The 26,902-nt window shown below is 69.4% G+C and carries 20 protein-coding genes; 12 read left to right on the forward strand and 8 right to left on the reverse strand.

The features are described 5' to 3' along the window. The first annotated feature begins 97 nt into the window (after positions 1-97). The 3 genes from OG904_RS25190 (at position 98) to mshC (ending at position 2,858) form a co-directional block, all read left to right on the forward strand. A complete protein-coding gene (locus OG904_RS25190) occupies positions 98-688 on the forward strand; it encodes a DUF3090 domain-containing protein (protein WP_405494642.1) in 591 nt (196 codons plus the stop codon). Continuing rightward, positions 652-1,488 (forward strand): SCO1664 family protein, encoded by an 837-nt coding sequence (locus OG904_RS25195; protein ID WP_405498258.1) that lies wholly within the window; start codon positions 652-654, stop codon positions 1,486-1,488. Before OG904_RS25190 ends, OG904_RS25195 begins: the two co-directional genes overlap by 37 nt. Positions 1,489-1,628: 140 nt before the next feature. Then, positions 1,629-2,858 carry a cysteine--1-D-myo-inosityl 2-amino-2-deoxy-alpha-D-glucopyranoside ligase gene (mshC, locus tag OG904_RS25200; RefSeq protein WP_405494644.1) on the forward strand — a complete coding sequence of 410 codons (1,230 nt, stop codon included), beginning with the start codon at positions 1,629-1,631 and terminating at the stop codon, positions 2,856-2,858. A gap of 81 nt (positions 2,859-2,939) precedes the next feature. Here the strand turns inward: mshC and OG904_RS25205 are convergent, their stop codons facing one another. The 5 genes from OG904_RS25205 to OG904_RS25225 all read right to left on the reverse strand — a co-directional run bounded on the left by OG904_RS25205 (position 2,940) and on the right by OG904_RS25225 (position 9,257). Continuing rightward, on the reverse strand, positions 2,940-3,983 hold the full coding sequence (locus OG904_RS25205; RefSeq protein WP_405494646.1) for a PAC2 family protein: 1,044 nt from the start codon (positions 3,981-3,983) through the stop codon (positions 2,940-2,942). 127 nt (positions 3,984-4,110) lie between these two features. After that, positions 4,111-5,718 (reverse strand): FAD-dependent oxidoreductase, encoded by a 1,608-nt coding sequence (locus OG904_RS25210; RefSeq protein WP_405494648.1) that lies wholly within the window; start codon positions 5,716-5,718, stop codon positions 4,111-4,113. Between the two features lie 40 nt (positions 5,719-5,758). Further along, positions 5,759-7,300 (reverse strand): glycerol kinase GlpK, encoded by a 1,542-nt coding sequence (gene glpK, locus OG904_RS25215; RefSeq protein WP_405494650.1) that lies wholly within the window; start codon positions 7,298-7,300, stop codon positions 5,759-5,761. A 77-nt stretch (positions 7,301-7,377) separates the two neighbouring features. Next, positions 7,378-8,160, reverse strand: a complete 783-nt coding sequence (locus tag OG904_RS25220) for an MIP/aquaporin family protein (RefSeq protein ID WP_405494652.1) — start codon at positions 8,158-8,160, stop codon at positions 7,378-7,380. Between the two features lie 329 nt (positions 8,161-8,489). Next, entirely contained in the window at positions 8,490-9,257 is a 768-nt protein-coding gene (locus OG904_RS25225) for an IclR family transcriptional regulator (protein ID WP_405494653.1), read from the reverse strand. Between the two features lie 262 nt (positions 9,258-9,519). Here OG904_RS25225 and metH point away from each other — a divergent pair, with 262 nt between their 5' ends. The 4 genes from metH (at position 9,520) to OG904_RS25245 (ending at position 17,612) form a co-directional block, all read left to right on the forward strand. After that, on the forward strand, positions 9,520-13,032 hold the full coding sequence (gene metH / locus OG904_RS25230; protein WP_405494655.1) for a methionine synthase: 3,513 nt from the start codon (positions 9,520-9,522) through the stop codon (positions 13,030-13,032). 121 nt (positions 13,033-13,153) lie between these two features. Beyond that, the gene (locus OG904_RS25235) at positions 13,154-13,855 is read left to right on the forward strand and encodes an HAD family hydrolase (protein WP_405494657.1); all 702 of its coding nucleotides are present in this window, start codon (positions 13,154-13,156) and stop codon (positions 13,853-13,855) included. Between the two features lie 480 nt (positions 13,856-14,335). Further along, entirely contained in the window at positions 14,336-15,940 is a 1,605-nt protein-coding gene (locus OG904_RS25240; protein ID WP_405494659.1) for an ABC transporter substrate-binding protein, read from the forward strand. A 94-nt stretch (positions 15,941-16,034) separates the two neighbouring features. Continuing rightward, complete coding sequence (locus OG904_RS25245; RefSeq protein ID WP_405494661.1) at positions 16,035-17,612, forward strand: ABC transporter substrate-binding protein; 1,578 nt, start codon at positions 16,035-16,037, stop codon at positions 17,610-17,612. Between the two features lie 99 nt (positions 17,613-17,711). Here OG904_RS25245 and OG904_RS25250 read toward each other — a convergent pair whose 3' ends face one another. Continuing rightward, complete coding sequence (locus tag OG904_RS25250; RefSeq protein WP_405494662.1) at positions 17,712-18,386, reverse strand: response regulator; 675 nt, start codon at positions 18,384-18,386, stop codon at positions 17,712-17,714. 88 nt (positions 18,387-18,474) lie between these two features. Then, complete coding sequence (locus OG904_RS25255) at positions 18,475-19,443, reverse strand: RecB family exonuclease (protein ID WP_405494664.1); 969 nt, start codon at positions 19,441-19,443, stop codon at positions 18,475-18,477. A 176-nt stretch (positions 19,444-19,619) separates the two neighbouring features. Between OG904_RS25255 and OG904_RS25260 the strand changes: the two genes are divergently transcribed. The 3 genes from OG904_RS25260 to OG904_RS25270 all read left to right on the forward strand — a co-directional run bounded on the left by OG904_RS25260 (position 19,620) and on the right by OG904_RS25270 (position 22,643). After that, complete coding sequence (locus tag OG904_RS25260; RefSeq protein ID WP_405494666.1) at positions 19,620-20,819, forward strand: site-2 protease family protein; 1,200 nt, start codon at positions 19,620-19,622, stop codon at positions 20,817-20,819. An 18-nt stretch (positions 20,820-20,837) separates the two neighbouring features. Then, the gene (locus OG904_RS25265) at positions 20,838-21,824 is read left to right on the forward strand and encodes a tRNA (adenine-N1)-methyltransferase (RefSeq protein WP_405494668.1); all 987 of its coding nucleotides are present in this window, start codon (positions 20,838-20,840) and stop codon (positions 21,822-21,824) included. A 303-nt stretch (positions 21,825-22,127) separates the two neighbouring features. After that, entirely contained in the window at positions 22,128-22,643 is a 516-nt protein-coding gene (locus OG904_RS25270; protein WP_405498260.1) for a hypothetical protein, read from the forward strand. Between the two features lie 4 nt (positions 22,644-22,647). Here OG904_RS25270 and OG904_RS25275 read toward each other — a convergent pair whose 3' ends face one another. After that, complete coding sequence (locus OG904_RS25275; protein WP_405494670.1) at positions 22,648-22,977, reverse strand: ferredoxin; 330 nt, start codon at positions 22,975-22,977, stop codon at positions 22,648-22,650. 264 nt (positions 22,978-23,241) lie between these two features. On the opposite strand from OG904_RS25275, the gene arc reads away from it, so the two are divergent. Beyond that, entirely contained in the window at positions 23,242-25,008 is a 1,767-nt protein-coding gene (arc, locus tag OG904_RS25280) for a proteasome ATPase (RefSeq protein ID WP_405494672.1), read from the forward strand. A gap of 250 nt (positions 25,009-25,258) precedes the next feature. Beyond that, positions 25,259-26,770, forward strand: a complete 1,512-nt coding sequence (dop, locus tag OG904_RS25285) for a depupylase/deamidase Dop (RefSeq protein WP_266876650.1) — start codon at positions 25,259-25,261, stop codon at positions 26,768-26,770. The last annotated feature ends 132 nt before the right edge of the window (positions 26,771-26,902 follow it).

Consider the following 26,902-nt stretch of genomic DNA (forward strand, 5'->3'; position numbering starts at 1 on the left):
ACGGCGCAGTAGGGTGGACGGGCCAACACATGGGCGCAGCCCTGCCCCTGCCTCCCCTGACTCCGTCGGGGGACCCCCGGACACTTGGAGACTGGACGTGCCCCGTCAGGTGTTCCTCTACGACCCCCCGGACCGTTTCGTGGCCGGCACGGTCGGCCTGCCTGGACGCCGTACGTTCTTCCTGCAGGCCTCCACCGGCCCCCGCGTCACCAGCGTCTCCCTGGAGAAGACCCAGGTCGCGGCGCTCGCGGAGCGGATGGAAGAACTGCTGGACGAGGTCGTACGGCGCACCGGGGGCAACGCCCCCGTCCCGGCCGTCGCCCCCGCCGAGGCCACCGACACCGCACCCCTGGACGTTCCCGTCGAGGAGGAGTTCCGCGTCGGCACCATGGCCCTGGCCTGGGACGGCGAGGACCAGCGCATGATCGTCGAGGCGCAGGCGCTGGTGGAGCTCGACGCCGACTCGGACGAGGACCTCGCCGAGGCGGAGGAACGGCTCCTCCAGGACGAGGAGAACGGGCCGCCGATGCTGCGGGTTCGCCTCTCCGGCGCCCAGGCCCGGGCCTTCGCCAAGCGGGCCCTGGACGTGGTCAACGCGGGCCGGCCGCCCTGCCCGCTGTGCAGCCTGCCGCTGGACCCCGAGGGGCACGTCTGCCCGCGCCAGAACGGCTACCGGCGCCAGGCGTGAACTCCACGGGGGAACTGGAAGCACTGCTCGCCCACGGGGAGCTCACGGTCGTCGGCCGGATCCGCGAGGCGTCCAACGCCGTCCTGCTGTGCAGCGTCACGCACGAGGGCGCGAGCGCCGACTGCGTGTACAAGCCGGTCAAGGGCGAGCGCCCGCTGTGGGACTTCCCCGACGGGAACCTCGCCCAGCGCGAGGTCGCCGCCTACCTGGTCTCCGAGGCCACCGGCTGGGGGCTGGTGCCCCCGACCGTGCTGCGCGACGGACCGTACGGCGAGGGCATGGTCCAGCAGTGGATCGAGACGGGGGAGTCCCCCGAGGCCGGACTGCTCGCGCTGGTGGACGGCGAGGAGGCGGGGGAGGGCTGGAAGCCCGTCGCCTTCGCCGAGGTCGGGGAGGGCCGCACCGCCCTGCTCGTGCACGCCGACGACGAACGGCTGCGCCGGATGTCCGTCCTCGACGCCGTGATCAACAACGGCGACCGCAAGGGCGGCCACCTGCTGCCCGCGCCCGACGGCCGGCTCTACGGCATCGACCACGGAGTGACCTTCCACACCGAGGACAAGCTGCGCACCCTGCTGTGGGGGTGGGCGGGGGAGCCGCTGACCGGGGAGGCGCGCTCCGTGCTGACCGGCCTGGAGGCCGCACTGGCCCCCGGGGAGCCCCTCGCCACCCGGCTGGCCGAACTGGTCACCGCCGCCGAGCTGGCCGCCGTACGGGCCCGCGTGGCCCTCCTGCTGCGCACGGGGACGCATCCGCAGCCCTCCGGGCAGTGGCCCTCGATCCCGTGGCCGCCCGTCTGAGACGGCCGGAGCCCAGCCGAGCGCAGCGCAGCCGACCGGGGTCGACACGCACAGAACCGGCCATGGCGCAAGAGTGCCGATCAAGACAACAGTGCAGGTCCGGTTCGTTTTCGGAACACCCGTCCGGTTAGGCTCGAGACATGCATGCCTGGCCCGCTTCTGAGGTCCCCGCCCTGCCTGGCAAGGGCCGCGACCTCCAGATCCACGACACCGCGACCCAGGGGACGATCACCCTCGCCCCCGGTCCCGTCGCCCGTATCTACGTCTGCGGAATCACCCCGTACGACGCGACCCACATCGGTCACGCGGCGACCTACAACGCGTTCGACCTCGTGCAACGCGTGTGGCTCGACACCAAGAGGCAGGTCCACTACGTCCAGAACGTCACGGACGTGGACGACCCCCTGCTGGAGCGGGCGCTGCGCGACAACCAGGACTGGACCGAGCTCGCCGAGCGCGAGACCGCGCTCTTCCGCGAGGACATGACCGCCCTGCGGATGCTGCCGCCGCAGCACTACATCGGAGCAGTCGAGGCCATACCCGGCATCGTGCCGCTGGTCGAGCGACTGCGGGACGCGGGCGCCGCCTACGAGCTGGACGGCGACGTCTACTTCTCGGTGGAGTCCGACCCGAACTTCGGCAAGGTGTCCAACCTGGACGCCGAGGCGATGCGGCTGCTGTCGGCCGAGCGCGGCGGCGACCCCGACCGGGCGGGGAAGAAGAACCCGCTCGACCCGATGCTGTGGATGGCCGCCCGTCCGGGCGAGCCCAGCTGGGACGGCGGCTCCCTGGGCCGCGGCCGGCCCGGCTGGCACATCGAGTGCGTGGCCATCGCCCTGGACCACCTGGGGATGACCTTCGACATCCAGGGCGGCGGCTCCGACCTCGCCTTCCCGCACCACGAGATGGGCGCCTCGCACGCCCAGGTGCTGACGGGCGAGTTCCCCATGGCCAAGGCGTACGTACACGCGGGCATGGTCGCCCTGCACGGCGAGAAGATGTCGAAGTCCAAGGGCAACCTGGTCTTCGTGTCCGCCCTGCGGCGGGCCGGAGTGGACCCGGCGGCGATCCGCCTGGCCCTGCTCTCGCACCACTACCGCGCGGACTGGGAGTGGACCGACGAGGTCCTCGCGCAGGCGGTGGCCCGCCTGGAGCGCTGGCGCGCGGCCGTCTCCCGCCCGGACGGCATTACGGCCGACGCCCTGGTCGAGGAGGTCCGCGAAGCCCTCGCCAACGACCTGGACGCCCCCGCGGCCCTCGCGGCCGTGGACCGCTGGGCCGAGCTGCAGATCGCCACGGACGGCGACGACGAGTCGGCCCCGGGCCTGGTGTCCCGCACGGTCGACGCCCTCCTGGGCGTGGCCCTCTAGCACCACCCCGCACGAAGCGGCGAAGCGCGCCCCGGCCCGGTGCCGGAGGCGCGCTTCGCCGTTTCACCGCTTCACCGCGCCCTAGGGCGTGTCCGCGTCGCCCTCCCCGGTGCCCTCCGCGGGACGGTCGGTCCCGGGCGCGGCATCCGGGTCCGCCGCGGCATCCGGATCGGCGGTGCCGTCCGGATCCGCGGTGCCGTCCGGTTTCGGCTTCGGCTGGGGGCGGCCGCCGGACAGGTCACGGAAGTACGAGCCCGTGTCCGTGGCCGTCTCCGGGCCCGCCGCGGGGTCCCGCCGGCGCAGGTAGCGCTCGAACTCACGGGCGATCGCGTCGCCCGAGGCCTCCGGCAGGTCGGCGGTGTCGCGGGCTTCCTCCAGCGTCTGGACGTACTCCGCCACCTCGCTGTCCTCGGCCGCCAGTTGGTCCACGCCCAGCTGCCACGCCCGCGCGTCCTCGGGCAGTTCGCCCAGCGGGATCCGGATGTCGATCAGATCCTCCAGACGGTTGAGCAGCGCCAGCGTCGCCTTCGGGTTCGGCGGCTGGGACACGTAGTGCGGCACCGCCGCCCACAGGGACACCGCCGGCACCCCGGCATGGGTGCAGGCCTCCTGCAGGATGCCCACGATCCCCGTCGGACCCTCGTACTTCGTCTCCTCCAGGTCCATCGTCCGCGCCAGATCCGCGTCCGAGGTCACCCCGCTGACCGGCACCGGCCGGGTGTGCGGGGTGTCACCCAGCAGCGCACCCAGGATGACGACCATCTCCACGCCCAGTTCATGGGCGAAGCCGAGGATCTCGTTGCAGAACGACCGCCACCGCATGGACGGTTCGATGCCCCGCACCAGCACCAGGTCGCGCGGTTTGGTACCGCCGATGCGGACCACCGACAGCCGGGTCGTCGGCCACGTGATCTTCCGTACCCCGTTGTCCAGCCACACCGTCGGCCGGTTGACCTGGAAATCGTAGTAGTCCTCGGCGTCCAGAGCCGCGAAGACTTCGCCCTTCCACTCCCGGTCCAGGTGTGCGACCGCACCGGAGGCCGCGTCACCCGCGTCGTTCCAGCCCTCGAACGCGGCCACCATGACCGGGTCGATCAGCTCGGGCACGCCCTCAAGCTCGATCACCCAGGTCTCCTTCCGAAGTTCCCTTGCGTACGGGGGTCAGCCTAAGCCTTGATGCGACGCCAGCCACAGCCCACGACAGAGGGGCGGTTCCCCTCGGAACCGCCCCTCTGCCCGTCCGCGGACGCGGTTATGCCTTATCGGCCAGCATCTCCTCGACCCGGCCGCGCACTTCGGCGCTGTCCAGACCGCGGACCGTCACCGTCGTACGGCGGCGCAGCACGTCGTCGGCGGTCTCGGCCCACTCGTTGTCCCGGGCGTAGGCGACCTGCGCCCAGATCTCCGGACCGTCCGGGTGGATCCGCTCGGCCAGCGCCGGGTCCTCGTTCGCGAGCCGCGCGATGTCGAAGGCCAGCGAACCGTAGTGCGAGGCCAGGTGACGCGCGGTCAGCGGGTCCATCCGCGAGCCCGGATCGCGGTCCACGAGCAGCCGGTGCGCCACCGCGTTCGGGTTGGCGACACCGGGCAGCGCGATCCGGCGCACGAGGGACTTCACCGGCTCCATGTCCTCGCTCAGCGGGCTGCCCGGCAGCTTGGCCAGCTTGTCCATGACCACGCGCCCGATGTGCCGGTACGTGGTCCACTTGCCGCCGGCCACCGACAGCATGCCGCCCGCACCCTCGGACACCACCGTCTCGCGCTTGGCCTTCTCCACGCCGCCGGGGCCGCCCGGCAGCACCCGCAGCCCCGCGAAGGCGTACGTCATCAGCGAACGGTCCAGATCGGCGTCCTTCACCGAGAAGGCCGCCTCGTCCAGGATCTGCTGGATGTCGGCCTCGGTGGCACGCACGTCCGCCGGGTCGCCCTCGTACACCTCGTCCGTGGTGCCCAGCAGCAGCTGGTCCTCCCACGGAAGGGCGAACGTGATGCGGTACTTGTCGATCGGGGTGGCCATGGCGGCCTTCCACGGTGACTTGCGCTTCATCACGATGTGCGCGCCCTTGGACAGGCGGATGGACGGCATCGAGTGCTTGTCCTCCATGCGCCGCAGGTGGTCCACCCACGGGCCCGTCGCGTTGAGCACGACGCGCGCGTCCACACCGAACTCGGTGCCGTCCAGACGGTCCTTGAGCTCCGCGCCGGAGACCCGCCCGCGCGTCATGCGCAGGCCGGTGACCTCGGCGTGGTTCAGGACCACGGCGCCCGACTCCACGGCCGCGCGGACCGTCATGACGGCGACGCGCGAGTCGTTCATCTGGTGGTCGTAGTAGACGGCCACGGCCTTGAGGTCATCCGTCTTCAGACCCGGGTTGTCCGCGGCGGCACGGGCCGGCGAGATGATCTTGCCCATGCCGTCGCCGAAGGCGGACAGCGCCGAGTACGCGAACACGCCCGCACCCAGCTTCGCGGCGCCCACCGGACCGCCCTTGTACACCGGGAGGTAGAAGGTGAGCGGGTTGACCAGGTGCGGGGCCACGTCCTTGGCCAGCACACGGCGCTCGTGGTGGTTCTCGGCGACCAGCTTGACCGAACCGGTCTGCAGGTAGCGCAGGCCGCCGTGGACGAGCTTGGACGAGGCCGAGGAGGTGGCGCCGGCGAAGTCGCCGGCGTCCACCATGGCGACCCGCAGACCCGACTGCGCGGCGTGCCAGGCCACCGAGGTGCCCAGGATTCCACCGCCGATGACCAGCAGGTCGTACGTGGCCTTCGCCAGCTGCTCACGGGTCTCGGCTCGGCTCGCGTTCGAACCGGCGGTCGGGTGCGTGCCCAGTGCGGTCACGCTCTGCAGGCTGCTCATATCTCTCTTAGCTCCTCGTCGATTGACTCAGCTGGTGCGGTCAGCTGGCGTCTTCGTCGTCGACCCAGGCCATGGAACGCTGCACGGCCTTGAGCCAGCTCTTGTACTCGCGCTCCCGCTGCTCGGCGGGCATCCGCGGGGTCCACTCCGCCGCGCGGCGCCAGTTGGCGCGCAGGGCGTCGGTGTCGGGCCAGAAGCCGACGGCCAGGCCGGCGGCGTAGGCGGCGCCGAGGCAGGTGGTCTCGGCGACCATCGGGCGCACCACGGGGGCGTCCACGAAGTCGGAGAGCGTCTGCATCAGCAGGTTGTTGGAGGTCATGCCGCCGTCGACCTTCAGGGCCGCGAGCTCGACGCCCGAGTCCTTGGTCATGGCGTCGGTGATCTCGCGGGTCTGCCAGGCGGTGGCCTCCAGGACGGCACGGGCGATGTGCGCCTTGGTGACGTACCGGGTGAGGCCGGTGATCACACCGCGGGCGTCGGAGCGCCAGTACGGGGCGAACAGGCCCGAGAAGGCCGGCACGAAGTAGGCGCCGCCGTTGTCCTCGACGGAGGAGGCCAGCGTCTCGATCTCGGCCGCGGACTTGATCAGGCCCATCTGGTCGCGCATCCACTGGACGAGCGAGCCGGTGACGGCGATCGAGCCCTCCAGCGCGTAGACCGGCTGCTGGTCGCCGATCTGGTAGCCGACCGTGGTCAGCAGGCCGCTGTAGGAGTTGATGATCTTGTCGCCGGTGTTCATCAGCATGAACGTTCCGGTGCCGTACGTGGACTTCGCCTCGCCCTCGGCGAAACAGGTCTGGCCGAACAGCGCGGCCTGCTGGTCACCGAGCGCCGAGGCGACCGGGACGCCCGCGAGGACGCCCTCCTTGACGTGGCCGTAGACCTCGGCGGAGGACTTGATCTCCGGGAGGACGTTGAGCGGCACGTCCATGGACTCGGCGATCTTCTCGTCCCAGGCCAGGGTGTGCAGGTTCATCAGCATGGTGCGCGAGGCGTTGGTGACGTCGGTGACGTGCACACCGCCCTGGGCGCCGCCGGTGAGGTTCCAGATGACCCAGGAGTCCATGGTGCCGAAGAGGATGTCCCCGGCCTCGGCGCGCTCGCGCAGCCCCTCGACGTTGTCGAGCAGCCAGCGGACCTTGGGGCCGGCGAAGTAGCTCGCCAGCGGCAGGCCGGTCTCGCGGCGGAAGCGGTCCTGGCCGACGTTGCGGCCGAGCTCCTTGCACAGGGCGTCGGTACGGGTGTCCTGCCAGACCAGCGCGTTGTGGACCGGCTCGCCGGTGTTCTTGTCCCACAGCAGGGTGGTCTCGCGCTGGTTGGTGATGCCGACGGCCTTGACGTCCGCCGCGGTGAAGCCCGGAATGTCCTGGGCGGCCTTGGTGATGGCCCCGGCCACGACCTCCTGGACGTTGGTCCAGATCTCGGCGGCGTCGTGCTCCACCCAGCCCGGCTTCGGGAAGATCTGCTCGTGCTCCTTCTGGTCGACGGCGACGATGCGGCCGTCACGGTCGAAGACGATGCAGCGGGAGGAGGTGGTGCCCTGGTCGATGGCGGCGATGAAGGGGCCGGTGCTGCTGGTCATGGTGGCTGCTCCTGGCAGGTGTCGGGGTAGGCGGAATCAGGATGGCGGTTCGGGTGGTGCCGTGGTGCCGATGCTGATCAGGCGAACGCGATGTTGTACAGACCGCCGGCGAGCGCGGCACCCGCGAGGGGGCCGAGGACCGGGATCCAGGAGTAGCTCCAGTCCGAGCCGCCCTTGTTGGGCAGCGGCAGCAGGGAGTGGACGATGCGCGGGCCGAGGTCGCGGACCGGGTTGATCGCGTAGCCGGTCGGGCCGCCCAGCGAGAGGCCGATGCCGACGACGACGAACGAGGTGATCAGGACGCCGATGACGCCGAGGCCCTTGCCGTCGTCCTGCAGGCCCTGGGTCAGGATGGCCAGGACCAGGACGGCGGTGCCGATGATCTCGGTGGTGAGGTTCTGGACGACGTTGCGGATCTCCGGGCCCGTGGAGAAGATGCCGAGCACCGGGCCGGCCACGTCGTGCGGGTGCGGGTCCTCGGGGCCGAGCTTGGCGTCGCGGATGTGCTCCGGGTCGGCCAGGTGCGCCCGGAACTGGCCGTAGTAGGCCAGCCACATCAGGACCGAGCCGATCATCGCGCCGAGCAGCTGGCCGGCGAGGTAGACCGGTACGTCGCCCCAGGCGCCGTCCTTGATGGCGATGCCGACGGTGACCGCCGGGTTGAGGTGCGCGCCGGAGAGCGGTGCGGAGACGTAGGCGGCGATCAGGACGGCGAAACCCCAGCCGAAGGTGATCGCGAGCCAGCCGGCACCGCGGGCCTTGGAGCTCTTGAGCGTCAGGGCGGCGCACACGCCACCGCCGAGCAGGGTGAGCAGGGCGGTACCGATGGTCTCGCCGATGAAGATGTCGGAGCTGGACACCCGCGACTCCTTTGTCGTTCAGGGGTGGTCGGCCACCGGGTCCCTCCGGTGGCCCACGCACTCGGTGAGTGCTGCACCGGTCCTTGGCCTTGCCACACCCTAACGCGTATTGCCGGTAGGTGTTCGGCAATGCCGACCGATGAACGGCAGTTTTCCGCCCAGGTGAAGCGGGCGTCAAGAGTTGACCTGGCCAATGCGCCGGATCGTTACCAGACGGTACGATCGCCCAAATTAGGCCATTGGGTGATCATCAAACGCCAAAAACCACCCAAATGCCACTTGGAATGGCCGTTGGGTGGTCAGGGCGTAGCGATGCGGTCACGCCAAGGTCAGAACCGGCCCGCCCCGAGATCGCGCGAAACCGCCCGCGCGCAGTCCCGTACGGACGCCACCAGGGACGCCCGGGGCTCCCCGGACTCCCCGCACACCCGCTCCACGGCCCCCGCGACGGCCACCGCGCCGACCGGCATCCTGCGCCGGTCGTGGATGGGGGCCGCCACCGAGGCGATCCCCTCCCAGGTCTCCTCCACGTCGCTGGCCCAGCCGCGGGCCCGGATCAGGCCCAGGACCTCCTCGAAGCCGGCGCCGTCGGTGACCGTGCGGGGGGTGAAGGCCTCCCGCTCCACCTCCAGGACCTGCGTGTGCGCCACCGGGTCGTAGGCCGACAGGACCTTGCCCAGGGCCGTGGAGTGCAGCGGCTGCATGGCGCCCACCTCCAGGACCTGACGGCTGTCGTCGGGCCGGAACACGTGGTGCATGATCAGCACCCCGCTCTTGTGGAGCACCCCCACGTAGACGCTCTCCCCGCTCGCGCGGGCCAGGTCGTCCGTCCACACCAGCGCGCGCGCCCGCAGCTCGTGGACGTCCAGATAGCTGTTGCCCAGGCGCAGCAGCTCCGCGCCCAGCTGGTACCGGCCCGAGGCCGGGTCCTGCTCCACGAAGCCCTCGGCCTGCAGGGTGCGCAGGATCCCGTGTGCCGTGCCCTTGGCCAGCCCCAGGGAGGAGGCCACGTCGGAGAGTCCCAGCCGGCGCTCGCCGCCCGCCAGGAGCCGCAGCATCGCAGCGGCTCGTTCGAGCGACTGGATGTTCCGTGCCATCGCGCAGCCTCCTGCTGACGTAGTTCGACAATGCTGAACACTATCGGTCGATGCCGACTTCGTGCATGGTGGGCGGAATCCCCGGAAACGAGTCGGCCCGCAACGCCCCCGGCCGAAAGACGCCATCCCCCGCGCACAGAATGCAGTCCGCCACGTGGACTGCCCCCACCGGGGCCGGTTCGCGCCGTTACCCTGGCCGCGTGCACCCTTGACACAGAGAGGGTGCAAAGCCGACAGCCGTCGCATCCCAGGGAGCTCACCCATGGCCTCGTTGCCTAACCCGCCCGCAGACACCCAGACCCGGGCCGACGCCCTGCGCCAGGCACTGGCCACCCGCGTGGTCGTCGCCGACGGAGCGATGGGAACGATGCTCCAGGCGCAGGACCCCTCCCTGGACGACTTCGAACAGCTCGAAGGCTGCAACGAGGTCCTCAACGTCACCCGCCCCGACATCGTGGCCAACGTGCACCGCGAGTACTTCGAGGCCGGCGTCGACTGCGTCGAGACCAACACCTTCGGCACCAACTACGCCGCCCTCGCCGAATACGACATCGCCGACCGCAACCACGAGCTGTCCGTGGCCGGCGCCCGCATCGCCCGCGAGATCGCCGACGAGTTCACCGCCGCCACCGGGCAGCAGCGCTGGGTCCTGGGTTCCATGGGCCCCGGCACCAAGCTGCCCACGCTGGGCCACATCGACTACGGCACCATCCGCGACGCCTACCAGATCAACGCCGAAGGCCTGCTCACCGGCGGCGCCGACGCCCTGCTCGTGGAGACGACGCAGGACCTGCTGCAGACGAAGTCCTCCATCGTGGGTGCCCGCCGCGCGATGGAGGCCCTGGGTGTCTCCGTGCCGCTGATCTGCTCGGTGACGGTGGAGACCACCGGCACGATGCTGCTGGGCTCGGAGATCGGCGCCGCGCTGACGGCGCTGGAGCCCCTGGGTATCGACATGATCGGCCTGAACTGCGCCACCGGCCCCGCCGAGATGAGCGAGCACCTGCGCTACCTCGCGCGGAACTCCCGGATCCCGCTCTCCTGCATGCCGAACGCAGGCCTGCCGGTCCTGGGGAAGAACGGCGCGCACTACCCCCTCTCCGCGGCCGAGCTGGCCGACGCGCAGGAGACCTTCGTGCGCGAGTACGGCCTCTCCCTGGTCGGCGGCTGCTGCGGTACGACTCCGGAGCACCTGCGGCAGGTCGTGGAGCGGGTCCGCGACCTGAGCCCCGCCACCCGAGACCCCCGCCCCGAGCCGGGTGCGTCCTCGCTCTACCAGACGGTCCCCTTCCGCCAGGACGTCTCGTACATGGCGATCGGCGAGCGGACGAACGCCAACGGGTCCAAGAAGTTCCGCGACGCCATGCTCGAGGCGCGCTGGGACGACTGCGTGGAGATGGTCCGTGACCAGATCCGCGAGGGCGCGCACATGCTCGACCTGTGCGTGGACTACGTCGGGCGCGATGGTGTCGCCGACATGCGCGAGCTGGCCGGCCGCTTCGCCACGGCTTCGACGCTGCCGATCGTTCTGGACTCCACTGAGGTTCCCGTCCTGCAGGCGGGTCTGGAGAAGATCGGTGGCCGTGCGGTCATCAACTCGGTGAACTACGAGGACGGTGACGGTCCGGAGTCGCGGTTCGCGAAGGTCACCGCGCTGGCGCGGGAGCACGGTGCCGCGCTGATCGCGCTGACCATCGACGAACAGGGTCAGGCCCGCACGGTGGAGCACAAGGTCGCCATCGCGGAGCGTCTGATCGATGACCTGACCGGGAACTGGGGGATCCACGAGTCGGACATCCTCATCGACACCCTGACCTTCACGATCTGCACCGGCCAGGAGGAGTCCCGTAAGGACGGCATCGCCACGATCGAGTCGATCCGTGAGCTCAAGCGCCGTCACCCGGACGTGCAGACCACGCTGGGCCTGTCGAACATCTCCTTCGGCCTCAACCCGGCCGCCCGCGTCCTGCTGAACTCCGTGTTCCTCGACGAGTGCGTCAAGGCGGGTCTGGATTCGGCGATCGTCCACGCGAGCAAGATCCTGCCGATCGCCCGCTTCGACGACGAGCAGGTCGGCACCGCCCTCGACCTGATCTACGACCGGCGCGCCGAGGGTTACGACCCGCTGCAGAAGCTGATGGCCCTCTTCGAGGGCGTCAACACCAAGTCCCTGAAGGCCGGCCGCGCCGAAGAGCTCCTGGCCCTGCCACTGGACGAGCGCCTGCAGCGCCGCATCATCGACGGCGAGAAGAACGGCCTGGAAGCCGACCTGGACGAGGCCCTCCAGACCAGGCCCGCCCTGGACATCGTCAACGACACCCTGCTGGAGGGCATGAAGGTCGTCGGTGAGCTCTTCGGGTCCGGCCAGATGCAGCTGCCCTTCGTGCTCCAGTCCGCCGAAGTCATGAAGACGGCCGTGGCCCACCTGGAACCCCACATGGAGAAGAGCGACGACGAGGGCAAGGGCACCATCGTCCTGGCCACGGTCCGCGGCGATGTCCATGACATCGGGAAGAACCTCGTGGACATCATCCTGTCCAACAACGGCTACAACGTCGTGAACATCGGCATCAAGCAGCCGGTCTCGGCGATCCTGGAGGCCGCGCAGGAGCACAAGGCCGATGTGATCGGCATGTCGGGTCTGCTGGTCAAGTCGACGGTGATCATGAAGGAGAACCTGGAGGAGCTCAACCAGCGCAAGCTCGCCGCCGACTACCCCGTCATCCTCGGAGGCGCGGCCCTGACCCGGGCCTACGTCGAGCAGGACCTCCACGAGATCTACGAGGGCGAGGTCCGCTACGCCCGCGACGCCTTCGAAGGCCTGCGGCTCATGGACGCCCTCATCGCCGTCAAGCGCGGAGTCCCCGGAGCCACCCTCCCCGAACTCAAGCAACGCCGCGTCGCCAAGCGTGACACCCCCGTCCTGCAGGCGGAGGAAGCGGAGGAGCCGGGCGGCCGCTCCGACACCTCCACGGACAACCCCGTCCCCACCCCGCCGTTCTGGGGCACCCGCGTCGTCAAGGGCATCCCGCTCAAGGACTACGCCTCCTGGCTCGACGAAGGTGCCCTCTTCAAGGGCCAGTGGGGCCTCAAGCAGGCCCGCGCCGGCGGAGCCACCTACGAGGAGCTCGTCGAGAGCGAGGGCCGCCCGCGGCTGCGCGGACTGCTCGACAAGCTGCACACCGAGAACCTGCTCGAAGCCGCGGTCGTCTACGGATACTTCCCCTGCGTCTCCAAGGGCGAAGACCTGATCATCCTCGACGACGCCGGCAACGAGCGGACCCGCTTCACCTTCCCCCGCCAGCGCCGCGGCCGCCGCCTGTGCCTCGCCGACTTCTTCCGCCCGGAGGAATCCGGCGAGACCGACGTCGTCGGCCTCCAGGTCGTCACCGTCGGCTCCAGGATCGGCGAGGCCACGGCCAAGCTCTTCGCGTCCGACTCCTACCGCGAGTACCTCGAACTGCACGGCCTGTCCGTCCAGCTCGCCGAGGCCATGGCCGAGTACTGGCACGCCCGCGTCCGCGCCGAGCTCGGATTCGGCGGCGAGGACCCCTCCAAGGTCGAGGACATGTTCGACCTCAAGTACCGCGGAGCCCGCTTCTCCCTCGGCTACGGCGCCTGCCCCGACCTGGAGGACCGCGCCAAGATCGCCGACCTCCTCCAGCCCGAGCGCATCGGCGTCCACCTCTCGGAGGAGTTCCAGCTCCACCCCGAGCAGTCCACCGACGCAATCGTCATCCACCACCCCGAAGCGAAGTATTTCAACGCACGCTGAGACGGACCGGCGTACACTAGTCGGTCCCATACAGGCCGGTCACCTGTTCCCCCGGGCACGCCCCCGGAGGCGAGGTGACCGGCCTTCTCGTCCCCCCGGGGACCTTCAGAGAGGTGCGCGCATGACGAGCACAGTCCCCGCCCCCGTCGCCCGTACGGCCGACGGACACGCCCTGCAGGCGGTGCTGCTCGACATGGACGGCACCCTCGTCGATACCGAGGGCTTCTGGTGGGAGATCGAGGTCGGCGTCTTCGGTGAACTCGGCCACCGCCTCGACGAGTCCTGGCGGGACATCGTCGTCGGCGGCCCCATGACCCGCAGCGCCGCCTTCCTCATCGAATCCACCGGCGCCGACATCGGCCTCGCCGAACTCAGCGTCCTGCTCAACGAGCGCTTCGAAGCCCGCATCGCCGACCGCGTCCCCCTCATGCCCGGCGCCGAACGGCTGCTCACCGAACTGGCCCGGCACAACGTCCCCACGGCCCTCGTCTCCGCCTCCCACCGGCGCGTCATCGACCAGGTCCTGCTCACCCTGGGCCGCGACCGCTTCACCATGACCATCGCCGGAGACGAGGTCGCGCGCACCAAGCCGCACCCCGACCCCTACCTCCTCGCCGCCAGCACCCTCGGCGCCCACCCCTCGCGCTGCGCCGTCATCGAGGACACCGCCACCGGAGTGGCCGCCGCCGAGGCCGCCGGCTGCCGGGTCGTCGCCATCCCCTCCGTCGGCCTGATCGCACCCGCCCCCGGCCGCACCATCGTCCGCTCGCTCGAGGACGTGGACCTGCCGTTCCTGCGCTCCCTCATCACTCCGATGAACTGACCGCGCACCCTGCGTACGGACGATCCACCCCCGGGACCGAGGTCCCGCGGGCGGATCTTTCGCGCCGCACCCCGGGGGCCGAAATTCCATCCATCCCGCGGCAGTTGTCCCGGGTGACCTTTGTCACCCACAAGGCACCCTTCGCACCACTGCGCACCCTCCCGCACCACCCATTGTGTCCACATTGATCAGCACCTGACCGAATCTGCGCACCGCCCCGCGCACACCCCCGGTCAGCTCCCGCAACGCAACGGTCACGGACCCGATCCAACCGGTTCAAGCCACCCCTCCGCAGGCCACTAGTGTCAATCCGGGCACTGCGCCGCACCTCAGCCGTCCCGGAAACACACCCCTGTTCCCGGAACCGCGTGGACCGATCGTCACAACACCGGCCCGATCGTTCCGCCCAGAACGGGCGACCGCCGCGATGCCCTCCACGCCAGCTTTGAACAAGTGCCGGGTCGAGGGAGTACTACCAGCATGAACCGCAAGACCATGGCGCTGACGGCAGCCGCCGGACTGCTCACCCCCGCGCTGACCGCCTGCGGCAGCACCAGCGGGGCAGGAGCGGGATCCGGGGCGATCGTCGTCGGCACCACCGACCGGTTCGAGGCAGCCGAATACGCTCCCGCCCCGCTCGACCCCGCCTACACCTACGACGCAGGCACCTGGAACATCCTGCGCCAGACCGTCCAGACGCTCATGCACACCCCCCGCGGCGGCGGCCAGCCCGTCCCCGAAGCGGCCTCCGACTGCCGCTTCACCGACACCGGCAACGAGAGCTACCGCTGCACCCTGCGCCCCGGCCTCAAATTCGCCGGCGGAGACCCGCTCACCGCACAGGACGTCAAGTTCTCCATCGAGCGCGTCCTCGCCATCAAGGACGAGAACGGCCCCTCCTCGCTGCTCTCCACCATCGACAGCGTCGAGACCAAGGGCACCGACACCGTCGTCTTCCACCTCAAGACCTCCGACGCGACCTTCCCGTACAAACTCTCCACCCCCGCCGCGGGCATCGTCAGCGCCAAGAAGTACGACGCCAAGAAGCTGCGCACCGGCTTCGCCGTCGACGGCTCCGGCCCGTACACGATGAAGGCCGAAGTCAAGGACAACCGCCTCGTCCGCGCCGTCTTCAGCAAGAACCCGAACTACAAGGGCGACCTGAAGCTCCAGAACGACAAGGCCGAACTCCGCGCCTTCGACGACTCCGAAGCCATGGACAAGGCCCTGGAACACGGCACCGTCCACATGGTCTCCCGCACCCTGTCGCCGGCCCAGATCACCACGCTCTCCGCCAAGCCCCCCAAGGGGATCAAGCTCGTCCCCCTGCCCGGCCTGGAGATCCGCTACCTCGGCTTCAACACCGACGCCCCCGTCGTCAAGGACAAGGCCGTACGCCAGGCCCTCGCCGCCGCCGTCGACCGCAACGCGATCATCGCCAAGGTGTACGGCAAGTCCGCGCAGCCCCTGTACTCCCTGGTCCCCACCAGCGTCACCGGGCACGTCAACTCCTTCTTCAACAAGTACGGCGAAGCCAACACCGCCAAGGCCGCCGACCTGCTGAAGGCCGCCGGGATCAAGACCCCGGTCAAGCTGACGCTCAACTACACCAACGACCACTACGGCGACGGCACCGCGGCCGAGTTCGAAGCCCTCAAAACCCAGCTGAACTCCACCCAGCTCTTCGACGTCACCGTCCAGGGAACCGACTGGGCCGCCTTCCGGCCCGCCCAGAAGAAGGGCGACTACGCCGCCTACGGACTCGGCTGGTTCCCCGACTACCCCGACGCCGACAACTTCCTCGCCCCGTTCCTGGAGCAGGACAACTTCCTGGGCACGCCGTACGCCAACACCACGGTGCGCACCAAGCTCATCCCCGAATCGCGCCGCGCCCTCGACCGGGGCGTCGCCGTCCCCGCGATCACGGAGATGCAGGACATCGTGGCCGAGGACGTACCCGTCCTGCCCCTGTGGCAGGGCAAGCAGTACGTCGCCGCACGCGACGGGATCACCGGAGTGGAGTGGTCGGTCAACTCCATCTCCGACCTCCAGCTGTGGGAACTCGGCCGCGGCGTCAGCGGCTGACCCCCCACCCGCCGGCCCGGGACCGCACCCCGGACCGGAACGAAGAAACCAGACCAGCCAGTGAGACAGCCAGACTGTGAAGGACGATCGCGTGATGAGACGTAACCAGTGGTTGGTGGCCCCCCTCGGCGCGGCCACCGCCGCCGCCCTGCTCAGCGGTTGCGGTTCGACGGACGGATCCAACGCCGGCGGCGGCAAGGGCGTCGTCATGGGCATATCCGACAAGGTGAAGGCCACCGACCCCGCCTCGGGCTACGACCCGGGCTCCTGGCTGCTCTTCAACAACGTCTTCCAGTCCCTGCTCAGCTTCCCCAAGGGCGGCACCACGCCCGAACCCGACGCCGCGCAGTCCTGCGACTTCGAGGGCAGCGAGAGCCGGACGTACAAGTGCACCCTGCGCGGCGGCCTGAAGTTCAGCAACGGCCACAGCCTCACCGCCAAGGACGTCAAGTACTCCTTCGAGCGCACCCTGAAGATCAACGACGAGAACGGCCCCGCCGTCATGCTGGCGTCGATCGGCTCGATCGACACCCCCGACGACAAGACCGTGACCTTCCACCTCAAGACCCCCGACGCGACCTTCCCCAGCAAGATCGCATCGGGCGCCGGCTCCATCGTCGACCACGCCGAGTACCCCGCCGACAAGATCCGCACCGACGGCAAGGCCATCGGCTCCGGCGTCTACAAGCTCGACTCCATCAACGACAAGAGCGCCAGCTTCTCCGTCAACGACAGCTACAGCGGCAAGGCCAAGCCGAAGAACAGCGGCGTCACCATGAAGTTCTTCAACGAGGACCAGGCCGCCCTCAGGAAGGTCCTCGAAAGCGGAGACGTCGACTTCGCCTTCCGCGGCCTGGCCGCCAAGGACATCGCGGGCCTCGCCTCCCAGACCGGCGACCAGAAGGTCGAAGTCATCCAGGGCGCCGGCGCCGAAGTCGAACACCTCGTCTTCAACATGAACGACCCCGTCGCCGGAAAGCTCCCCGTCCGCAAGGCCATCGCCTACCTCGTGGACCGCGAAGCCCTCGTCAAGCAGGTCTACGACGGCACCGCCACCTCGCTCTACTCCATCGTCCCGGCCGGCATCGCCTCCCACACCACCGCCTTCTTCGACCGCTACGGCGGCACCCCCCAGCCCGAGAAGGCCAAGGCCGTCCTGCGCACCGCGGGCATCAAGGACAAGGTGAAGATCACCCTGTACTCGACGCCCAGCCGCTACGGCCCCTCGACCGACCAGGAATTCCAGCTCATCGCCAAGCAGCTCAACGACAGCGGCCTCTTCGAAGCCGACGTCAAGTCCATCGAGTTCGAGCAGTACGAGAAGGACATCCAGGACGGCAAGTACGGCGTCTACGTCAAGGGCTGGGTCCCCGACTACCCCGACGCCGACAACTTCACGCAGCCCTTCTTCGGGCCCGACAGCGTCCTGCGCAACAACTACGACAACAAGGAGATCACCGGGACGATCATCCCGTCGACCTCCGCGAAGTCCGACCGCACCGCCGCCACCACCGACTACAACCGCCTCCAGGACATCGTCGCCGACGAGATCCCGCTCCTCCCGCTCTGGCAGAGCAAGCAGTACGCCGTCACCCGCCCGAACGTGACCGGCCTGCAGTGGTCCCTGGACGCCTCCACCGTCTTCCGCTTCTGGGAGATCAGCAAGGGCTGAACCGGCCCCACCCCCCCACACACACGAGAACGGGCCCGCCTCCGCATCACGCGGAAGCGGGCCCGAACCCGTACAGCACCCCAGGACGCCCCGGGACGGCTACTGGCCGGCCCCCGGCCGCACCAGACCGCTCTCGTACGCGTACACCGCCGCCTGCACCCGGTCACGCAGACCCAGCTTCGTCAGCACATGCCCCACGTGCGTCTTCACCGTCGTCTCGCTCACGAACAGATCCGCCGCGATCTCCGCGTTCGACAACCCCCGGGCCACCAGCTTCAGCACCTCGACCTCACGCTCGGTCAACGTACCGATCATGTCCGGAACCCGGTCCTCACCCGACGGCAGACGACCCGCGTACTTGTCCAGCAGCCGCCGCGTGATGCTCGGCGCGAGCATCGCCTCACCACCCGCCACCACCCGGATCGCCTGCACCAGCTCCACCGCCGGCGCATCCTTCAGCAAGAACCCGCTGGCCCCCGCCCGCAACGCCTCCACCACGTACTCGTCCAGATCGAAGGTCGTCAGCACCAGCACCTTCGCCGGACCGTCCCGGCCCGGACCCGTGATCTGCCGCGTCGCCTCCACCCCGTCCATCCGCGGCATCCGGATGTCCATCAGCACCACATCGGGCTGCAGCGCCCGCACCTGATCCAGCGCCTGCAGACCGTCCCCGGCCTCACCGACCACCGCCAAGTCCTCCTCGGCCTCCAGGATCATCCGGAAACCGGTGCGCAGCAGCGGCTGGTCATCGACCAGCAGTACGCGGATCGCCACGGGGTCTACCTCGTATTCGTCGGACGGCAACGCGGAACCCCGCCCATTCTGCCCTGACCCGGAGAACCCACTCCCGCTCCGCGCCTTCCTAGGCCCCGGACGGCTCCCCGGACCCGGACGGCTCCCCGGACGCCGACGGCTCCCCGGACCCCGGACGCGCCGCGGGCACCTCCCGGCCCGGGCCGGGAGAGACCGTCAGCGGATAGACCGGGGGAGTACCCCCGAACTCCGGACACACCGCCTGATGATCACACCAGCCGCACAGCTTCGTCCTCCGCGGCCGCCAGTCACCGCTCTCCGTCGCCTCCCGGATCGCTTCCCACAGCGCCAGCAGCTTGCGCTCCATCCGCTCCAGATCCTCGACCACCGGGTCGTACGTCACCACGTCCCCACTGCCCAGGTACACCAGCTGCAGCCGCCGCGGCACCACCCGCTTCAGCCGCCACACCACCAGCGCGTAGAACTTCATCTGGAACAGCGCACCCTCGGCGTACTCCGGCCGCGGCGCCTTCCCCGTCTTGTAATCGACGATCCGCACCTCACCCGTCGCCGCCACGTCCACCCGGTCGATGATCCCGCGCAGCCGCAGACCCGACTCCAGCTCCGTCTCCACGAAGAACTCCCGCTCCACCGGCTCCAGCCGCGTCGGGTCCTCCAGCGTGAACCAGCGGTCCACCAGCGCCTCGGCCTCCGTCAGCCACCGCGCCAGCCCCGCCCCCTCATCACCCTCCGGGAACAGCTCCGTCAACTCCGGCTTCGACTCCACCAGCCGGTCCCACTGCCCCGGAATCAAAGCCTTCGCCCGCGGCGCCGTCCGCTCCGGCGCCGGATGATCGAAGAGCCGCTCCAGCACCGCGTGCACCAGCGTCCCCCGCGTCGCCGCCGCACTCGGCTTCTCCGGCAGCTTGTCGATCACCCGGAACCGGTACAGCAGCGGACACCGCATGAAATCGCTCGCCCGCGAAGGCGACAGCGAAGAAGGCGCCACGGCCACCACCTGGCCGGGCACGGAACAGGGCGCTGCGTCGTCCGGACCGCTGCCGGGGCTCGTCGTCATACGCAAAACCCTACGACCCGCCACCGACAGCACGCGCATACCATCGACGCCGACCCCCCTCGCACTGCATGATCGGAGCATCACACCGCGCAACAGCGCACCCGGACACCACGGGAAAAAGCACCAGAACCACCCGGCGCACCACAGTGCCGGACAGCAGCGAACGAAGGAAAGCCGTGGCAGACACCGACGAAACCGGCGAGCGCGCGGGCCGGCGCTCAGGACCGGGCGGCGGACTCCTCATGGGCCGCCCCTTCGGCGTACCCGTCTACGTCTCGCCCAGCTGGTTCCTCGTCGCCGCCCTCATCACCTGGGTCTTCGGCGACCAGCTCGACCGCATCCTCCCCGACCTCGGCCCCCTGCGCTACCTCGTGGCCCTCTTCTTCGCCGTCGCCTTCTACGCCTCGGTACTCGTCCACGAGCTCGCCCACACCGTCGCCGCCCTCCGCTTCAAACTCCCCGTACGCCGCATCCAGCTCCAGTTCTTCGGCGGCGTCTCCGAGATCGAGAAGGAATCCGAGACCCCCGGCCGCGAATTCGTCCTCGCCTTCGTCGGCCCCCTGCTCTCCCTCCTCCTCGCCGGCGCCTTCCACCTCGGCATGAAAGCCGTCGAACCCGCCAGCGTCCCCGGCGTCCTCCTCGCCGGCCTCATGATCTCCAACCTCCTCGTCGCCGCCTTCAACCTCCTCCCCGGCCTGCCCCTCGACGGCGGCCGCATGCTCCGCGCCGTCATCTGGGGCATCACCGGCAAACCCATGACCGGCACCATCGCCGCCGCCTGGGCCGGACGCGCCCTCGCCGTCGCCGTCCTCCTCGGCCTGCCCCTGCTGAACTCCACCGGAACCCTCGGCAACCGCACCGGCACCATCAGCGGCATGGACACCGTCATGGACGCCCTCCTCGCCGCGATCCTCGCCGCCATCATCTGGACCGGCGCCGGCAACAGCCTGCGCGTCGCCCGCCTGCGCGAACACCTCCCGGAACTCCACGCGCGCAAACTCACCCGCCGCGCCATCCCCGTGGAGAACGCCACCCCCCTCTCCGAAGCCCTGCGCCGCGCCAACGAATCCGGCGCCCGGGCCCTCGTCGTCGTCGACGGACTCGGCGACCCCACCGGCATCGTCCGCGAAAGCGCCATCGCCTCCGTCCCCGAACACCGCCGCCCCTGGGTCGCCACCGGCACCCTCGCCCAGGACCTCACCGACGGCATGAAGGTTTCAGCGGACCTCACCGGCGAAGAACTCCTCGACCACCTGCGCACCACCCCCGCCAGCGAGTACCTCGTACTCCAGCCCGACGGCTCGATCTACGGCGTCCTGTCCACCCTCGACGTCGAAAAGGCCTTCGTGAAGGCCATGGCGCGGCCCCAGTCCTGAAGCCAATACACTGGTCACATGTCCGAACCGACCGGTGCCGCCCGCCGACGCGGGCCCTTCAAGGTCGGGGACCAGGTTCAGCTCACCGACCCCAAGGGCCGCCACTACACGTTCACGCTCGAAGCCGGGAAGAACTTCCACACCCACAAGGGTGCCTTCCCGCACGACGAGCTGATCGGCTCCCCCGAGGGAAGCGTTGTCCGTACCACGGGCAACGTCGCCTACCTCGCGCTGCGTCCCCTGCTCCCCGACTACGTCCTGTCCATGCCCCGCGGTGCCGCCGTGGTCTACCCCAAGGACGCGGGCCAGATCCTGGCCTTCGCCGACATCTTCCCCGGCGCCCGAGTCGTCGAAGCAGGTGTGGGCTCCGGCTCCCTGAGCAGCTTCCTGCTGCGCGCCATCGGCGACCAGGGCATGCTCCACAGCTACGAGCGCCGCCCGGACTTCGCCGAGATCGCCACGGCCAACGTCGAGCGCTACTTCGGCGGCCCGCACCCCGCGTGGCAGCTGACCGTGGGCGACCTCCAGGACAACCTGTCCGACACGGACGTCGACCGCGTGATCCTCGACATGCTCGCCCCCTGGGAGTGCCTGGAGGCCGTCTCCAAGGCGCTGGTACCCGGCGGCATCCTCTGCTGCTACGTGGCCACCACCACCCAGCTCTCCCGGACCGTCGAATCCATCCGCGAGTTCGGCTGCTACGCCGAACCGCAGCCCTGGGAATCGATGATCCGCAACTGGCACGTCGAAGGCCTGGCCGTCCGCCCGGACCACCGCATGATCGGCCACACCGGCTTCCTCGTCACCGCCCGGCGCCTCGCGGACGGCGTCGAGGCGCCCATGCGCCGCCGCCGCCCCTCCAAGGGCGCCTACGGCGAGGACTACGAGGGCCCCGGCAGCCGGTCGGCCGCGAAGACCGCCGACACCGCCACCGCGGCCGCTGACACCGCCACCGCGGCCGCCGGCACCGCCACCACGGAAGCCGACACCGGCGACCGCGACTGAGCACCGCACGACCGGCCGCGAGGCCACCCAACACACGGACGCTGTGGCGCAGTTCCCCCGGAGCACCGGGGAACTGCGCCACAGCGTCTTTTCGTTGTCCTGCGGGCAGATCCCCGCGCAAGCGACCGGGCCGGCCCGGACCCAGCCGTTCCGCCCCGATGTGAGGTGTGGCACGATGCTGGCTCCCCGTCACCCTTCGCACAGGAGACACCCCGCGTGCCGCACAGCCCCGCCGAGCCCGCGCCGCACACCCCGGCACACCACCGGACCCGGCCCGTCCACTGGCTCGCCACCCTCACCGCCATGGCCGCCGTCATAGGCGGCGCGGGACTCCTGCAGCCCGACCGGGCCACCGGAGCCACCACCGGGCCGGAGCGCCCCACGGGCCCCGCCGGAGGCCCCAGGGCGGCCGCTCCCGACGCGCACGCGGTCACGTACCCCCTGGACTGCAAGGGCGCCCCACAGGCCGTCGCGGCCACCGCCGAAGGCGACCTGGACGGCGACGGCCGCCCCGAAACCGTGGCGGCCGTCCACTGCGACGCCGGCTCGGGAACCCCGCCGCACGCGATCTACGTCCTCGCGCAGGACCCGGCGAAGGACGCCGCCCCCAGGGTCGTCGCCACCCTGCTCGAGGCCACCCGCAAGCAGACCACGACCGATCTCACCGTCAGTGACGGACTGGTCACGGCGAGCCTCCTCGGGTACTCCTCACCCGAAGTGCCCCGTTACAGCCCCGACACCAAACAGCTCGCCAAGTGGCGCTGGACCGGCGGAAAATTCCGCCAGGAGCTTAGGGACTCGACCCCCACGGGTGTTTGAACCGTCACTCCGCGTCGGGACCGAAGACCTCTACCCTGTCCGAAACCCGCCTTACGTGGATGCAGTCACCCGGGCATTCCTTCGCCGAATCCACCACGTCCTGGAGCAGCACCAGCGGAACCGGAGTGGTCGCCCCCGCCTCCACGAGCAGCTCGTCGGCGGGGCTCTTCACGTACGCCAGACCATCGATGTCCAGCTCGAAGACCTCCGGCGCATACTGCACACAGATTCCGTCGCCGGTGCAGAGGTCCTGATCGATCCAGACCTCGAGCGGCTCTCCGGCCTCGCCGGCACCCGCGGCCCGCTCGGTGGTTGCGCCCTGCTGCACGGTCATATCTCCTGCCGTTCCCTGCTGTGAGTGATCCATTCCGGTCAGAACCCGAGGCAAGTCGCGCGAGCTCTGGCGGGTGTTGAACAGTTCGACCTTACAACCGGCTGCTTTCCGATGTTGATGGGTGGGTATTTCCTTGACAGGAGGGAGTACGCAAGGGTGAAGATCGGACACACCCCTACCGTCTTTGTGATCTAGGGGTTTCAATCACCACCAGCCCAGGTAGGGTCAGAAAGCGTCCAGCTCCCCTTGGAGGAGGTGAGGACCGTGGCAGCCCACGACGACGACATCAACCGCGGCATCCGGCCCGGGCGAGGGTCTGAGGACCCCGCCGGCCAGGTTGCCTATCTCGAGCAGGAAATCGCCGTCCTGCGACGTAAGCTCGCCGACTCTCCGCGACACACGAGGATTCTCGAAGAGCGGATCGTCGAGCTCCAGACAAACCTGGCAGGCGTCTCCGCTCAGAACGAGCGGCTGGCGAACACCCTGCGGGAGGCCCGCGACCAGATCGTGGCCCTCAAGGAAGAAGTCGACCGGCTCGCACAGCCGCCGGCCGGCTTCGGAGTCTTCCTGCAGTCCAACGAAGACGGCACCGTCGACATCTTCACCGGCGGCCGGAAACTCCGCGTGAACGTGAGCCCCAGCCTCGAACCGGAAGAGCTCCGGCGCGGCCAGGAGGTCATGCTCAACGAAGCCCTCAACGTGGTCGAAGCCATGGAGTTCGAGCGGGCCGGGGACATCGTCACCCTCAAGGAAATCCTCGAGGACGGCGAGCGCGCCCTGGTGGTCGGGCACACCGACGAGGAAAGGGTGGTGAGGCTCGCCGAGCCGCTCCTGGACGTCACCATCCGCCCCGGCGACTCCCTGCTGCTCGAACCCCGCTCCGGCTACGTCTACGAGATCGTCCCCAAGAGCGAAGTCGAAGACCTCGTCCTCGAAGAGGTCCCGGACATCGACTACGACAAGATCGGCGGCCTGGGCGACCAGATCGAACTGATCCGCGACGCGGTCGAGCTCCCCTACCTCTACCCCGACCTCTTCAAGGAACACGAACTGCGGCCCCCGAAGGGCATCCTGCTCTACGGCCCTCCCGGCTGTGGCAAGACGCTCATCGCCAAGGCCGTGGCCAACTCCCTCGCCAAGAAGGTCGCCGAAGTCACCGGCCAGCCCACCGGGAAGTCCTACTTCCTGAACATCAAGGGCCCCGAACTCCTCAACAAGTACGTCGGCGAGACCGAGCGTCACATCCGCCTCGTCTTCCAGCGTGCCAGGGAGAAGGCGAGCGAGGGCACCCCCGTCATCGTCTTCTTCGACGAGATGGAATCCCTCTTCCGCACCCGCGGATCAGGCGTCAGCTCGGACGTGGAGAACACCATCGTCCCCCAGCTGCTCGCCGAGATCGACGGCGTGGAAGGCCTGGAGAACGTCATCGTCATCGGCGCCTCCAACCGCGAGGACATGATCGACCCGGCCATCCTGCGCCCCGGCCGGCTCGACGTGAAGATCAAGATCGAGCGCCCCGGAGCCGAGGCGGCGAAGGACATCTTCGCCAAGTACCTCAAGGCCTCGCTGCCCCTGCACACGGACGACCTGTCCGAACACCAGGGCTCCACCGCCGAAACCGTCCACAGCATGATCCAGACCGTCGTCGAGCAGATGTACGCCGAAACCGAGGAGAACCGCTTCCTCGAGGTCACGTACGCCAACGGCGACAAGGAAGTCCTCTACTTCAAGGACTTCAACTCGGGCGCGATGATCCAGAACATCGTGGACCGTGCGAAGAAGATGGCCATCAAGGCCTTCCTCGAGCACAACCAGAAGGGCCTTCGCGTCGCCCACCTCCTCCAGGCCTGCGTGGACGAGTTCAAGGAGAACGAAGACCTGCCCAACACCACCAACCCCGACGACTGGGCCCGAATCTCCGGAAAGAAGGGCGAGCGGATCGTATTCATCCGAACCCTCGTCACCGGAAAGCAAGGCGCGGACACCGGACGCTCCATCGACACGGTGGCCAACACCGGTCAGTACCTCTGACAAAGCCGGCCGGCTGCGGGAGCCCTGCCGGGCACCCGCAGCCGACTGCTTTACCTACTGCTCTTTTCAGCCGGTGACAGGGCAAGGTCAATGACTGAAATGATCTCCCCACCAGCGCGGAGTGGTTCTAGGCTCATCCGTACCGCAGGTCGCGCAGTGCGGGGACGGGCACCGCACACGACGCACCGGAGCACCAGCGGTACTTGAGCGCCGCTCCCGAACGGGAGCGCCGCCGGGCAAGGAGGGCCGCATGACCGTACGGCGAGTAATGGGGATCGAGACGGAGTACGGGATCTCCGTCCCGGGGCACCCGAACGCCAATGCCATGCTCACCTCGTCCCAGATCGTCAACGCCTACGCGGCGGCGATGCACCGGGCGCGACGCGCCCGATGGGACTTCGAGGAAGAGAACCCGCTGCGGGACGCCCGCGGCTTCGACCTCGCCCGCGAGGCCGCAGACAACAGCCAGCTCACCGACGAGGACATCGGCCTCGCCAACGTCATCCTCACCAACGGCGCACGGCTCTACGTCGACCACGCGCACCCCGAGTACAGCTCCCCCGAGATCACCAACCCGCTCGACGCCGTCCTCTGGGACAAGGCCGGCGAGCGGATCATGGCCGAGGCCGCCGTCAGGGCCGCCCAGCTCCCCGGGGCCCAGCCCATCCACCTCTACAAGAACAACACCGACAACAAGGGCGCCTCCTACGGCACGCACGAGAACTACCTGATGAAGAGGGAAACCCCCTTCTCTGACATCGTGCGCCACCTCACCCCCTTCTTCGTCTCCCGCCTGGTCTTCACCGGCGCCGGCCGCGTCGGCATCGGCCAGGACGGACGCGAACACGGCTTCCAGATCAGCCAGCGCGCGGACTACTTCGAAGTCGAGGTGGGCCTGGAAACCACCCTCAAGCGCCCCATCATCAACACGCGGGACGAACCGCACTCGGACGCCGAGAAGTACCGCCGGCTCCACGTGATCATCGGCGACGCGAACCTCTCCGAGATCTCCACCTACCTCAAGCTCGGCACCACCGCACTTGTCCTGTCCATGATCGAAGACGGCTACATCAACGTCGACCTCGCCGTGGACCAGCCCGTACGCACCCTGCACCAGGTCTCCCACGACCCCGACCTGCAGCACCTGATCACGCTGCGCAGCGGGCGCACGCTGACCGCCGTACAGCTCCAGATGGAGTACTACGAGCTGGCCAGGAAGTACGTGGAGGAGCGTTTCGGCTCCGACGCGGACGAGCAGACCAAGGATGTGCTGGCCCGCTGGGAGGACGTGCTGGGCCGGCTCGAGACCGACCCGATGAGCCTGTCGGGGGAGCTCGACTGGATCGCGAAGCGGGAGATCCTGGAGGGCTACCGGCGCCGGGACGGCCTCGGCTGGGACGCGGCCCGGCTCCACCTGGTGGACCTGCAGTACGCGGACGTACGGCCCGAGAAGGGGCTGTACAACCGCCTGGTGGCCCGCGGAAAGATGAAGCGGCTGCTGGACGAGACCGCCGTCGAACGCGCGCAGAGCAAGCCTCCGGAGGACACCCGGGCGTACTTCCGGGGACGGTGCCTGGAGCAGTACGCGGACGACGTCGCCGCGGCCTCCTGGGACTCGGTGATCTTCGATCTGCCGGGCCACGACTCGCTCCAGCGGGTCCCGACGCTGGAACCCCTGCGGGGCACCCGGGCGCACGTGAAGGAGCTCCTGGACCGCTGTCGGACGGCGGAGGACCTGGTGCGGGTGCTGTCGGGACGGTAGGGCTTTCCGGTCCCCGGGGCGGGGGCTGAAAGGCCTCCGGCCCGGGAATCATGAAGACACCCGGACGTTATGAAAGTACCGGGACGGATGTCGGGCCCTCCTTGTAGGGTCCGACGTAGAGTCTGATCTTGA

Origin of the sequence: Streptomyces sp. NBC_00096, from assembly GCF_045041305.1 — a bacterium.
Lineage (GTDB): Bacteria > Actinomycetota > Actinomycetes > Streptomycetales > Streptomycetaceae > Streptomyces.